The 13,898-nt window shown below is 38.8% G+C and carries 6 protein-coding genes and 1 pseudogene; 1 reads left to right on the forward strand and 6 read right to left on the reverse strand.

What is annotated here, in order from left to right; translation table 11 throughout:
• Positions 1 to 105: pseudogene (locus SLS51_RS06405) on the forward strand (IS1595 family transposase); the annotation flags it as partial.
• 195 nt (positions 106 to 300) lie between these two features.
• On the opposite strand, the gene SLS51_RS06410 reads toward SLS51_RS06405, so the two are convergent.
• The 6 genes from SLS51_RS06410 to SLS51_RS06435 all read right to left on the reverse strand — a co-directional run bounded on the left by SLS51_RS06410 (position 301) and on the right by SLS51_RS06435 (position 13,351).
• The gene (locus SLS51_RS06410; RefSeq protein WP_323836581.1) at positions 301 to 921 is read right to left on the reverse strand and encodes an L-threonylcarbamoyladenylate synthase; all 621 of its coding nucleotides are present in this window, start codon (positions 919 to 921) and stop codon (positions 301 to 303) included.
• A gap of 27 nt (positions 922 to 948) precedes the next feature.
• Positions 949 to 1,809, reverse strand: coding sequence for an RNase RNM (gene rnm / locus SLS51_RS06415; RefSeq protein WP_323836583.1), 861 nt, complete (start codon positions 1,807 to 1,809; stop codon positions 949 to 951).
• A 206-nt stretch (positions 1,810 to 2,015) separates the two neighbouring features.
• Positions 2,016 to 3,884, reverse strand: coding sequence for a glycoside hydrolase family 18 protein (locus SLS51_RS06420; protein WP_323836585.1), 1,869 nt, complete (start codon positions 3,882 to 3,884; stop codon positions 2,016 to 2,018).
• Between the two features lie 127 nt (positions 3,885 to 4,011).
• Entirely contained in the window at positions 4,012 to 8,100 is a 4,089-nt protein-coding gene (locus tag SLS51_RS06425) for a Tc toxin subunit A-related protein (protein WP_323836587.1), read from the reverse strand.
• The gene (locus tag SLS51_RS06430) at positions 8,093 to 11,620 is read right to left on the reverse strand and encodes a Tc toxin subunit A (RefSeq protein ID WP_323836589.1); all 3,528 of its coding nucleotides are present in this window, start codon (positions 11,618 to 11,620) and stop codon (positions 8,093 to 8,095) included. Before SLS51_RS06430 ends, SLS51_RS06425 begins: the two co-directional genes overlap by 8 nt.
• A gap of 96 nt (positions 11,621 to 11,716) precedes the next feature.
• Positions 11,717 to 13,351, reverse strand: coding sequence for a glycoside hydrolase family 18 protein (locus SLS51_RS06435; RefSeq protein WP_323836591.1), 1,635 nt, complete (start codon positions 13,349 to 13,351; stop codon positions 11,717 to 11,719).
• Positions 13,352 to 13,898 lie beyond the last annotated feature (547 nt).

Consider the following 13,898-nt stretch of genomic DNA (forward strand, 5'->3'; position numbering starts at 1 on the left):
TGGCGCTTTAACCTTAAAAAAACATTCGAACAGCTTATTTATTCATGTATCCGGGCAGCACCTATACCTGAGTATTTACTCAAGCTAGCTGAGATTCGATGGTAATCAGGAAAATATATACCCTATGGATTTCAAGATGGATCGCGGCGGCAAGGGAGTGAATCCCCGGGAGCATAGCAAACTATGTGACCGGGGTGAGCGAGTGCAGCCAACAAAGAGGCAACTTGAAAGATGACGGGTATAAAGCCTGCATATAATACACAGGCTTTATATAGATTCTGAAAATAATTACTGAGTAACTTATAAGAATGGCGTGATATTGCCAGCCCCCTCCCGTATTACAACCGGCGTATCCTCAGTTAAATCAATTACGGTGGTCGGTTGTTGCCCTAAATAACCCCCATGAATAATCAGATCAACCCGTTTTCCCAAATTATCTTTAATTTCTTCAGGATCAGATTCAGCAAAATCATTGCCTGGCAAAATCAGGCTCGTGGACATCAATGGCTCACCCACTTGTTCAAGAAGCGCCAAGGCAATTGGATTAGATGGAACACGTAATCCAATGGTTTTCCGCTTATCATTCATCAAACGACGAGGTACTTCTTTCGTCGCACGCAAAATAAACGTGTAATTGCCCGGAGTATTATTCTTAATCAGACGAAAAGCCGAATTATCGACATAAGCATAAGTCGATATTTCCGACAAATCCCGGCACATTAAGGTGAAATTATGATGACTGTCTAACTGGCGAATACGACATATCCGAGTCATCGAATCTTTATCTTCCAAACGGCAACCAATCGCATAACCGGAATCAGTGGGGTAAACAACCACCCCACCTTTTTTCAACACATCCACACTTTGCCCTATTAAGCGGGGCTGCGGATTATCTGGATGAATATAAAAAAACTGGCTCATAAATTACCTCTTAATTTTATGCAGCCCCTACAGTGACCAGTTACGCCATATTGGTACCACATCACCGGGTAACCACAATTTACGCCCTAACTCTATCCATGAACAAGGCTGGTGAAAATCAGAACCTAACGAAACCATCAAATCATATTCCCGTGACAACTGACCGAGATATTTCCGCTCGTTAGGTGCCTGCTGGCACTGTGCAACTTCCATTGCATCACCACCATGTTGTTTAAACCAGACAATCAGACGCTTCAACCATTTAGTCGATAAATCATATCGTCCCGGATGCGCAATGACTGCTTGACCACCTGATTGATGAATGGCATCAATAGCTTGTTCAATTGTACACCATTGCGGTGGAGCATATCCGATTTTTCCCTTTGCCAGATACTTTTTAAATATTTTCGCCATTGTTGGTTCTTTGCCCATTTCAATTAAATAACGGGCAAAATGGCCTCGTGTTACTTGTCCACCATTTGCTAATCGGCTCGCTCCTGTCCAAGCATCGGGAATACCCACCTTTGCCAGTTTGCGACCTATTTCAATTCCTCGTTCTTTCCTGAGTTCAGATTGTTTATTAAGTAATTCAATCATTGCATTTGACTGAATATCAATGTTCAGACCAACAATATGAATCTCGATATTTTGCCACAGGGTGGATATCTCAACCCCCGATATGAGCTTTAATGGCAAATCATGTTGGTTAATATATTCATAGGCTGGCAAAATAGCGTCCGTCGTATCGTGATCAGTCACGGCCAATACATTAACGCCCATTGCCACCGCGCGTTCGACCAATTCCGCGGGTGAAAGTAAACCATCCGATGCAGTCGTATGGCTATGCAGATCGTAAATTGTTACTAACTCAGTGGCTGAATTTGTCATTATCTCTTTCTCTGCCCGAATAGCTTAAAACGCTTGATGGGATAGCTTAACGGTAAATGGTCGCGTTTTACAGAAATAATCATGTTCAGCCCTAGTATATCGGGCTAAACATGATTATTTTAAGAATGAAAAAACTGACAGAACAGATAAGAAAAGCGATATCCCTTTTTATTGGCAAAGAAGAATTAACCGGCGTTTTTCTTCACCTAACCAATCGATTTCAAATAATAGGGCTTACCCGGATTATAGAGTGGCCCCATATCGATGGTTTCATCATTAGATTTAGCAATATAGCCCATCCCTTCTCTGGCTGCATTCGCCAACAAGCCACAATCCTGATCGCCTGACCAAGAAAATATACCGCCCAATTTATTCTTAGCAACATATTCCGCTTTCTGCTTCACCGTGCGTGGCGTATCTAATGAGATAAAATGTCCCTCTGTTTCACTAAACAAGAAATCGGCATCAGCATTGGTATCCGTCATTAATACAAAGCCATTTTTCCCGGTAGCAAGAGTGTGTTCGCTATCAAGATAATTATTAACAATATCAAAGAATTCCGGTGAGCCTTTTTCCATTGTTCCTAACGCCTCGCCAGTTTTATTATATTCGCGCGTTTCAAGATTTGCCCCTTTTCCTGCACGACCATAGTTGGCATAACCTAAATGAATTTTCTCCAAAGGGATGCCAAGATCCTGATGTAAGTAATGGATAGCAACTTCCGCGGATAAATCAGACGCATCTGATGGATCAGGATCTTTTGGCGAATAGAGATTAGTATGATGGCCGATATAAGGTGCCCACCCGGTACCAAAATAGTCGTAACTCATTAAATAAATATTATCCAGACCATTCTTAACTAATTCGGCAATATTAGAGGTTTTTAATTTCGCTTTTACACCACTACAAGCAATGGAGATCTCTTTTCTATCCTCTCGACCAAATCGACTATCCAAAGATTCACGTAATTCTTTAACTAACAGAGCGTAATGTTCTCCATCTTTCGGATCGTAAACATTACCCTCCTCACCCGGGCTTCCGGGATATTCCCAGTCAATATCGACACAACTGAACATAGGAAAGCGCTCAAAGAAATCAACAATACTGTCAACAAAAACACCACGTTTTGTTTCATCAGCCGCCATCACGGAGAAATAACCGGACATACTCCAGCCACCAATACTAAAAGCCAGGTCAAGTTTATGACCCGCTAAACGCGCCGTTTTTTGTAATTCGCGTAATCCACCCAATAAACCGGACGCTTTCTTTTGTTGATAAAAAGGCAGAAATGTTCCTGGATTAATATTAGTATTCGCGCTTTCTTTCGGTAATCCCACATTACGGGCAGTCCCTAAATCGCCATAAGGATCAAGAGGAACAATATGGCCTTCGGTAATTTTGATGTCACTCTGGCTATTCCAGCCATCAGCAACTTCTTTGATCTTATCCCCTTTTACGCCCGTATCACCGTAAATACCTAAGAAGCTGAATATTAATTTATCATAAGCGGTGACATTGATAGTGCTTAAATCAAATCCTCTTCCCCGATGATCAGCGTCTTCATCCTCACCATCCAAACGTGCATCATATTGGCACCAATCAGTAATATAAGCAGAAAGCTTCGGTCTGGATTTATCACGTTCATATTCATTATACATCGGGCGACAAACACGCGTCGCAGTATAAGAAAGGTTACCCGCTGAACCATCAGGTTTAAAATTAACATCCGGCCGTTGATAGGTTTGTTCTGTAATATCATCTGGTTGTAAAACCGGTGAAGGAATATCTTCGGTTGGATCAACACGCCCATCGGTAGGATTTCCGTGCTGTTTTATCTCATCTTCCGTCGCTGGACGAATATATTGCCAAGCATTATGCGGTGTTCCCTCGTTAGCCGTAGGATCAGGAATATGCCAGCGCTCAACCCAATAGGTATTGGTATAAACACCACGATTAAAAATAACATTATAAACTTGGCCACCTGCCTGATTTTTCCATGCAGTTAATGGTTCACCAACAATATCACTGATATCGGACATGGATTTCGATGAGGTATAAGTATATTTATTTACCATTTATAAACTCCAATGCGATTTATATTTAGCCTCCACATCATGAGAAGAGGCTAATTTGAATGTTAAAGATAATGAGTAAGCATTTTAAATTCAGGTGACTGATTCGCTTAATGCTTAATTCTCGTTATCACAAATCTGGGTTTTCCTTACTCAATAATGCCTTAACAGCCGAGCCAAATGATGCGGATCCTTCTTGCGCGGTATATCGAATTTGAAGAATAACATCGGTTAAACTTTCTAAATCCTGTGAGGTATTGGTAAATTGGAAATTCCAACTCGATCCTACCCCTACCCCCTCAAAGGGTAAGAAACGTTCATCATCGAAATTAAGTGTGAACATTCCACTGTCATTAATACCCGTAGATAAAGCGATTTGTTGATTAGGCTGGATGCTGCGCACCGTATAAGGTGTTTCCGCACGAGCTCCTTCTTTCAACATCTTTTCAACGGTTTTGAGATCCGCTTTTGTCGTATAGCTACTCACACCCGACAAACTTAATTTGGCACAGATATCTTCATAAGGCCCAATTAACATCGGCAGCGTCACTGAAACTGATTTAATCCGCCGATTAAATAAGCCCGTATAATCTGGAACAAAATGTTTGGTTTCATCCAAATTAAACGTAATTTGGTTATGCGATTTCAAGGTTTGAAGTTTTGTCTCCCACTCCTCACCCAATAAAGATTTAAGCGAAATCGTTTTGATAATTTCCAATTTACGTGAATTTTGCTCAACATAAGTGCGTTCCATACGTTGCAACGCCAATTTCAGATTTTCACCGACCAACAACCCTTGATAGAGATCATTCCAACTCGCGCCATCAATAAAATTCTGCTCGCCTAGCCCAAGCTCATACTGTAAAGAGGCTTGTGCGGATAAACACAACGATGAAACGGCATCATAAACCTGTAAATAGAGGCTTGAGATCTGGCTAATCATCCAAGTATATAAACTTTCATTGGTAAAACGGCTAGAGAAATAAGCCAACAGTGCCTGAGATTGTTGCTGTTGTGCTTCAACTTGCGCCAAACGCTTACGTGCAGCACTGACCTGCAACTGCTGAATATTAATTTGTTGATCAATAGACTTTGCTTCCCATTCAGCTTGTTTATATTGCAGTTCCCACTCCTGCCGGCGACGGCGATAAGATTCAGAAACACTGAGACTTTCAGCTTTAGTACTATCAGACTGATGTTTCAAGGTTGCTATTTCAGCAACAGCATTTAAAGCGGCCCCCCAACGTGAACCCCCAACTGCCAATCCATAAATATTGGGCACTAAATCCAGTGCTGCCGCCGCTGTTCTTGATACTTGTGAAGCTAACAGCGCAGAAGATGCCTGAGCCTGTAATTCAATAACCTGCTGCTCCGTTGACGAAATATTTTCATCGTAAAGACTTTTATAATGTTCGTACCGCTCCTGAGCAGATTGTTTACTCACTTGCAATGCATCAAGACTGGCCTGATTAATATTGATATCTTGTTGTTGGAGGTCAACCGCAAAACGGTAGAGATCATTATTCTGCACCATCTGGAATGATTCAAAACTCAGATTATCTTTCCGTTCCAACAGGCTTAACAACGTGCTGCCAAATTGTATCAACGTATCGACACCCGATTTCGCCCGCGCCAACATCGGTTCAAAACGATAATTGGGTACTCTGAAATTCATTCTGCTAGCATTTCTGGCAGCAACAACCCGCTGATAACGCTGATTCATTAATCCACGAGGAGAAATTTTCGAATCATAAAGATCCATAGAAATTTCTTTACCATCCAGCGTTAAATTATGCCGTAAATTGTAAATCCGGTTTTCTATTTTATCCCACAGGGCCGTTAACTCTTCATTAATTGGTTTCATAAAGAGATCATTATCCAGCGCACGAATCGTTTTATCATGCACCACCGGGGCATAAGGCAAAGGATAACTTATCATCTCCAATGCACGTACTGCGCTATTCTTCTTATATGATGCATCCTCAAGGGTTATTGGCTGCCAGAAACTGGCTAATTGGAGATCAGGACGCGCACCTAATAATGAACTTGCCGTTGCATAACTCAGACGTGCCAGCGTTCTGGCCGTAGGCTGTAACTTGCGATATTCCATATCACCCTGATCGATAACATTCTTAACGTAGAAGTTAAAAATAGCTTTACGATAATGAATAGGTTCACTGGCAGAAATTGCATCAGGATCAGCCGGTTCTATCAGACTACGTAATCTCTTGGGCTCATCAATTATCGGGCGACTATTCCAATAACGTGGCTTATCTTTTTCCAGCGCTAGTTCATCATTGCTTTCAAAAGGATTAAAAATAAACTTAATCCAGCGACTGGCTTCTTCATAACGCTGTTCGACATTAAACCGCCAAGCCACCATAAATGGCATATGGAAGAATAATTCCCAGAAATAAATACCATTTGCCCCTTTCAGGTCGATAGGTTTTGAAACATTGCCGGTAATCGGCTCTTCATGAATATTTTGAGTTTCCCAACTGAGAACTTTGTCCAGTTTTTGACTCGCCTTACTAATTAACTCTTTTGCAAACAGGGTATTTAAACGAATCGCTTTGTCAGAATACCAACTTTCTGGTTGCTCCTCTGGCTGCTTCTCTTTTGGAAATTGCAAATATTGGGTTTGTTTAGTCTGTTTAATTTGCACCTTATCACGAAGCAATTTTCCCACACTAAGTTTAGTTTTAATTCTACCAGCAACATCTCCCGTTTCCGACGGTAAACTAAAACCCGTAACAACCGTTACATCACTCCTATCACAACGGTTCAATGTGACACTTAGCTTTGGATCATAATCTTCTGGAGTCAGTATCTTATAATCAAGCCAACACCGATCACCCTTGCTATCTTCCAACCAAATACAATAGAGGATATTTTTACTTCTGCTAAAATCATATTTATACGTTGAAGTGGACGTAAGATACATATTCAATTTCCCTTCAACATAAGTCGCATCCAGCTTGAAATCGTCTATTGTACCCAGTTGCCCTTCAAATATTGGTGGTTCGGCAATCGGCCATTTCATATTATTATTAACGGGATAAAGCACCAATTGCTTATATTCATCCGGCCCACCATTTGAGGGTTCCCGGAAATAGAACCAGACTAAAGCAGCGCCATATGCATCCAGATCGGATAGCGTTGAAGTAGATTTGGGTAAATCCGTTGCTTCCATTAATAGGTTGTCACAAACATAAGTGAAGACTTCATCATAATCGTACGGTGTTCCCTGATCCGAACCTTTCAAACGTACAAATGCCACCAACGCTAAACGTTCAGCGTCTCCAGTACGATCGAGAACCGCAATCAACTCTTTCATTGAATGGTCAAGTAAATCTTCACGAACGGTAGTACCGGTACTCCAGGTACCATCAAACGCTAAATGTGCCAAATTAATTTTGGTGCGATACTTAATACTATTATCTTTATCTTGTTTTTCTTCAGAAACTTCAAACCAACTAATATACAATCGGCTATTTAGAATAATTGGGCGAATAATACTATTATAGGCATTTTCTAAAGGAACATTAATCAGCTTCCACTCACCCCAAGCGGTAGGATTGAGTTCGTCAGTCTGATTATTACGCTGTTTGGCATCTAATGTGCGCCAAAAATAACGGTAAGGTTGAGTACGGGTCTTGGCAATGAAATAGATCTTATCATCGGCAATATCAATACCATCTTCATAGCCAGCAATAATCTCTAAATTACTGACCTCTTCGAAATTATTCAGGTATCCTAATATTGCTTTCTGAGCAACATCATCCGTGAGCTTGCCTTGATTAAGTGCGCTTTCAAGTTGGAAAAAGAATTCCGTTTTGGTTAAACGTAATGTGGGATCAACATAGACTTCCGGGTAAATAGCCAGTTGTTGATTTGCCGCCCAATAACCATAACGATTAGCAAACTCCTGCCAATTATCTGCCTCTTCCTGAGTCATCGATAAACCTGACTCTAAATTCAAAACAATACGGTTAATATATTGTTGTACCGATTGGGTAACATGCGCGACACGGGCTGTTTTTACTTTGGAAGAAACCTGAGTGTCTAACAATAGAAAATCATATAAATCATCAACGTTTTTAATTCCTTCACGCTGAGATTGAAAAGCAGTATCATGCGGAACAATTTGACCAAGATAATAGTCAACTAATGCATCACGCAAATTTTCCTGTAATTTTGCTTCAATTAAATTAGACATTCTCGTCATCTCCTTGCGCTTTTAATGCAGCCATTATCGCTTCACCGATGCTTTGGAAAGCTTCAAAATCTGAATTAACATCAAGTGCACCAGCACCTAATAAAGGCTCAACAGATAAATTGGTTTTCACCGAAAATTGTTGTAGCCGTCGTATCCAATCTATTTGAGATAAGGTCATCGCACGTTTTCTTTCTAATCCTCCTTTATCGCAAGCAAGATAAATTTCATCAGAATCCCAATCTAAAATTTCAGCCAGTAATTGTGCACATTTATAATTATTATCATCCTCGTCTGTCTTCGGTAAAATTTCACTGTTAGCAAAAGTAAAATATTCTTGAACCTTATCTTCATTTTGTCTCGCATTTTCCAGTAAATCTTGATAGCGATTCAACAGGAAAATTTCATCTAACGACAATGATATTTCTGTTTTTTCATCTATGTTTAATCCAAGCCATTTAGGATTTGTCAGGCGCAATAACAATAGATTATTACCTATGCTCAACGCATTAATTAATTGGGTATAAACTAACAGACTATAGGTCAAGTCCAGAAACTCTTTTTTAATATCTTCAACTTTTTCTGGTGTATTATCTAACACCATTTTCAACACTGAATAAACACCACTTCCTAACCAACGCAATTGTAGTGGCACAATATCTCTTGATACCCCATATTCACCCGCAATCGCGCTAGATAATAGACTCTCTTGTGCGGTTTTAGCTTGCAATATGAGCTGCAAGACAATATTAATTTGATTATTATCTGGAGTTATCTTTTTCTCTTTTACAATATCTTCTATCTTTTTCCTCAGAGATTCTTCGTCTGTTTTTCCCCATATCAATGGAATATCTTTGATTAATCCATTATCCCTATCAAAAACACCATTTTCATCTGACAGAATGGTCCACCAATCTGTACCATTTATTTCTTGCCGATTAAAATCAGATTCTTGCAAACGTACATTATCAGTAAGGCCGTCAGAAATTCCTTTATAAAAGGTTAACATACCACTTGTTGGCACGACCGGAAGCTGAGTTTTACCTAATAATAGAGAAAGCTTGATTGGTGTCAGTTTCGTTTTAGCAAGCCAGGAAGTTAAAACCTCCATTTGAGCAATAATACTGAGGATGTCATCTTTCTCTCCTAAAGCCGGTATATTTGCCAGATATTCGCTTTTATCCGTTAAAATATCCACCAAAATTAATCCATCTTCCGCAGAAAAACCAAATAATCGTGGAATAGTCACCAAGCGATAAAGTCTGGATACGACATCAAGATTACGCACCAATTTGCCAGCAGAGAGCTTCAACGCGTTCTCAACGATAGGCGCAATTACTTGAAATGTGGATAAAGAAATGGCTAACCCAGCACACAATTGTTTAACTGTTTTTGCTCCATCGCCTTGATTTTCCGTATAGTTAAATTCTTTCCCATCCAGAATTAAAGGCTGATCGAAAAGTTTAGAGTGATTAAACAGTTGATCAAAAAATGGAACATTATTGCTGATAGCAAATGGCGTAATTTGATATATCCATCCGGCAAACGTCTCCGGTAATACTTTATATTGTGTCGATAAATGGCGGAATAAACCTAATGCTCTTAATGTATTATTAGAGATAGCCAAATCGGTATTATTGGGCTCAGCTTTTATTGCTGAAATTACCAATAAATCAAGCTGATGATAAGGTAACGCTAACCAACGCTGTAAACGAATAAAGCGGTTCATTCGATCATAACGAAAATCAGAAACTGCATCTATTTCCCGTCCAGAGTCCGTTCTCACAATGCTTAATGCGTCTAATTGCCCCGCATTTATATAAATTCCACCATAGTGATAAGGTGCAGGAAAGTGTTCTGATGTTTGTCCACTACCGAAGATAGGATTAGAAAAGACCACATTTGGCGAAACTAAAGGGCGGAAATCACCACTACTAAACAAGTGTTCGAGATCTGTCACTTTCGATCCTGTTTGTTGACCAAAAGATAAAATCTCTTTTAATTTCACACTTTCATCCGCAGAAACGCCATAGTTATCTTGGAAAAATGTCTCTGCTTCTGGCAATAATTCTGATTGTGCAGTCCCTTGTTTCGCAATAGCAAAACGGTAAGTCATGGTCAGGAAATTAATACCTTCAATATTTACCGAAGAATTATTTGTATTCTCTCCTGGTATCGCAGCATAAACTATCATTTCACCAAAGAAAGGACCATTATCTAAATTACCGATATCACTATTATCACTTTCTACATAAGTCAATTTTAACTGGCGACTAAATGGTGATGAATTATCGAAAGGCTCCATCCTCGCTTTTATGCGATTATAGGTCAGAACATTTTCACCACGAAGTTTAACTTTGATCATCTCTTTAGCTTTATTTTCACAAGTAACAACAATTTCATCATAAGCTTTATCAACATTATCACTCAATAATGTCGGGCCAGTGACATTTTCATCAGCATGAATAATATAAGCATGTTTTGCAACATCACGTTCAGGCAATACTTCTGTTGTACTTGTGCTGAAATAGCTATTAATAAGTTGTTCGCGTGATAAAAAATTTTGCGCAAATGGGCTTTTCTCTGTCAGTAAAGTCATTTGCTCCTTACTTAATTGAGTATAAGCCAGCAGAGCCTGATCACGTTTTTCCGTTAAGATATGCCAAGGAAATTGTTGATTCACTTGCTGAATAACTGTACCTAATTCAGTCTCTTTTTCGGCCAAACCTTTATTGATCTGTTGAGAGGGTAAACTATAAGGTAATGTAAAGGGAAAACGAGTCTCTCCCAAAACCTGATTAACCGGTTTTTGCGCCTGACCAGTCTGATCAATATATTCCCTGGCACTTTTCGACAAAACATCATTCACAATAGATATTGCCGTGATCTCTTTGTAAAGATTATCACTGTTCAGTAATAAATCAGGAATATCAGCACGCCTTTGCTCCAATCCCACGGCATTATTAGAACCATCTAACTCTATTTGTTGTACAAACTTATAAAGATCAAGCAAGTAATTTACCGGACTGTCAAGGGACTCAATAGCGTTTGGCTGACAGAAGTTATCCCAAGGCTCAGGAAATAAACTACTGTAATCAGGTAATTTTTCTTTATCATCTACATTATTATTACTATAAGAAAAATATCTTACCTGATGACTCGTTTTTGTTAATAATGCGCCATCGTAGTCCCTCAATTGTCTTTGCCGATAACTTTGTACCAATTGATTAGCCGCACTCACTGCTTTATCAAAAATGACCTCTGCATGACCTGATAATGATTGATTATGGCGTTTAATAAATCGCTGCTTTGATACTTCTGCAATATCAAAAATTGAGTGATATCCCAAACGCTGGAGTGTATTAACCAGCGTGGTAGTGGAATTATCTGCTTTCTCTACTGCGTTTAATAACCTATAACCTGATGGCGATTTTGGCGATTTGACTTCTGCCACCGCAGCTAATAATGGTGATACTTTTGTTATATCCTGTTTTTCACGAGAAATACTTTTATATTTATCCATTATATTATTCCCAACCTAATTAATCGGAAACACCTGAACAGAATAGTTATAGAGACTATAACCACGTTAAGTAGTGAGATTTTTAAAAGCATAAATTCAATTTAATTTACATGCTTCACACTGTTTCTCTTTCGGTTTATCGTAAGAAGGAAGTTCACCTTCGAAATAAAATGGCTCCATTTCTATGACTTTTTTAACGGCTTTACGGCCTAACCCTTCATGAGCCGCATTCGTTAATAAGCCATTATCCTGATCGCCGGTCCAAATAAATAAACCACCAAGCCCTTTTTCTTTAACATAGCGGCCTTTATCTCTTACTGAGCGGGGCGTATCTAACGACATAAATACTTTGAGATCTTTATTGTAAAGATAATCAGCTTTAGCAACCGGATCATGAATAACCGTAAAGCCATTACGACCTATTTTATTTTCATAATCAACATAGTGATAGATAATATCTGTCCATTCAATTACGCTGTATTCAAAACTCCCTACCGTGGATGTTCCATCAGTATATTTACCAACTAGCTGTTCATTATCCTTACTCTCTAACTCCGCAGTTCTGGCATTACGCGTATAACCCGAATAACCGATATAGATAAATTTCTTATTAATACCTAAAGAGATAAGATAGTTAACTGCATCATCGACTGAATATTTAGAATACTGGTCATCCTGATTACGATAAAGATTAGTATGATGAGAAAGTTTCCCATCGCCCAATGTAAAGAAATCATAAGTCATTAAGTTGATTTCATTGACACCGGCAGCGATCAATTCTGGAATATGTGCGGCTTTAATCTTTTCTACATCAGCAGAAGCTGCAATACTAATTCCTTTCAAATTACTGATATTTGCGTTTTTTAAATCCTTAATAAGCTCAGCAAAATACTTATAATCATCTTCATCAAATTGATTACTTTCCCCCGCAGAACCAGGATATTCCCAATCAAGATCAATATGGGTTAGCATGGGGAATCTGGTGTATAAATCTTTAACCCCCTCAACAAACCGTTGGCGCAGTTTCTCATCACGACAAACTTTATAAAAAGCACCGCTCATTGACCAGCCGCCAACACTGACAGAAATCTCCAAATCTGGGTTTTCTTCTCTGAGTAAGTTCAATCCTCCTAATACCCCTTGGGCTTTATCTTGCTGATATAAGTCTACAGGATTGCCCGCCCACTGAGTAAAACCACAATTAAGATAGGCTGCAACATCAGCCCAAGGATCAATTGGAATAGGTTTTCCTTCATGATTCTCAAGAATATCTTGTTCAGCATCCCCCATTTGCCATCCATTTTTACCCGCAGCAGCAATGATAGTTGCTTTCTTCTCTCCGGGATCACCAATAATACCTGCAAAGCTAAAGATAATTCGCTGAAACGGCTTTCCCTTGTCTTTATCACCCTTAAAGCGCATTAAGTCAGAGCCTCTGCCACCATTCTTTTTAAAATCATCTTCGCTTGCTGTGTCAATAAAACGCGCATCATAGATTGACCAATCAGTTAAATAACAGAAAACGCCAAAATCATCCTTCTGCTCATAAATATTAAAAACCGTTTTAGCCAGTCTTGTTGGGGTATAGGATAATGCGCCATCGGTTGTCTTAGGATCAAAACCATTTAACCGATAAGTTTTTTGCGCCGCGCCTTCTTCCGAATCCTTAACCTTATATGGATCAGTTTCATACACCAATTGGCTATCTGCTTTTGGTTCATTTTCACTCATATCTTACTCCACTAATAGTACAATTATTTTAAACATCAGAGAGTTAAATCATGGCGACCGATGCCAGAATTAAGTAGAAATCTATAAGTATTCAGATTAAAAATCGCGCCTCTGGCATACCTATAACGTATTAAATACAAAGAATTACATAGTGTTAACTTATAAAGATCTAAATTTTAAATAACACGATATGTTAGAGTGATGAATACTACTGCTCATAGTAATATTAGCTAAACCTCTTTTTTTCATATACAGATATAAAAATTGATTATCTATTTTCTCCGTTTGCCTATTGACTCAAACAAAATCCAGCCAATTCTGCTCTTTAACCAATTTTTACTATCGCTAAATTCTTTTTTTCATGAAACATGATTTACATACTTAATATTACTAAATATATATCATAGGTATACCATAAAATAATAATATGAGTTATTTGTGACAATAAAATAATAATTTTATTAAAATTAAACAGGGTTATCTCTTGAATAGATTCTGTGGGAAATGCACTACCTGTAACGTTTTAATAAACGCACCAAAAAATACT

Origin of the sequence: Photorhabdus africana (assembly GCF_035181445.1) — a bacterium.
Classification (GTDB): Bacteria; Pseudomonadota; Gammaproteobacteria; order Enterobacterales; family Enterobacteriaceae; genus Photorhabdus; species Photorhabdus laumondii.

What these genes read in the sequence shown, in the direction of transcription:
- SLS51_RS06410 (WP_323836581.1), bottom strand. Translation starts at nt 921, where the DNA reads ATGAGCCAGTTTTTTTATATTCATCCAGATAATCCGCAGCCCCGCTTA.
- rnm (WP_323836583.1), bottom strand. Translation starts at nt 1,809, where the DNA reads ATGACAAATTCAGCCACTGAGTTAGTAACAATTTACGATCTGCATAGC.
- SLS51_RS06420 (WP_323836585.1), bottom strand. Translation starts at nt 3,884, where the DNA reads ATGGTAAATAAATATACTTATACCTCATCGAAATCCATGTCCGATATC.
- SLS51_RS06425 (WP_323836587.1), bottom strand. Translation starts at nt 8,100, where the DNA reads ATGTCTAATTTAATTGAAGCAAAATTACAGGAAAATTTGCGTGATGCA.
- SLS51_RS06430 (WP_323836589.1), bottom strand. Translation starts at nt 11,620, where the DNA reads ATGGATAAATATAAAAGTATTTCTCGTGAAAAACAGGATATAACAAAA.
- SLS51_RS06435 (WP_323836591.1), bottom strand. Translation starts at nt 13,351, where the DNA reads ATGAGTGAAAATGAACCAAAAGCAGATAGCCAATTGGTGTATGAAACT.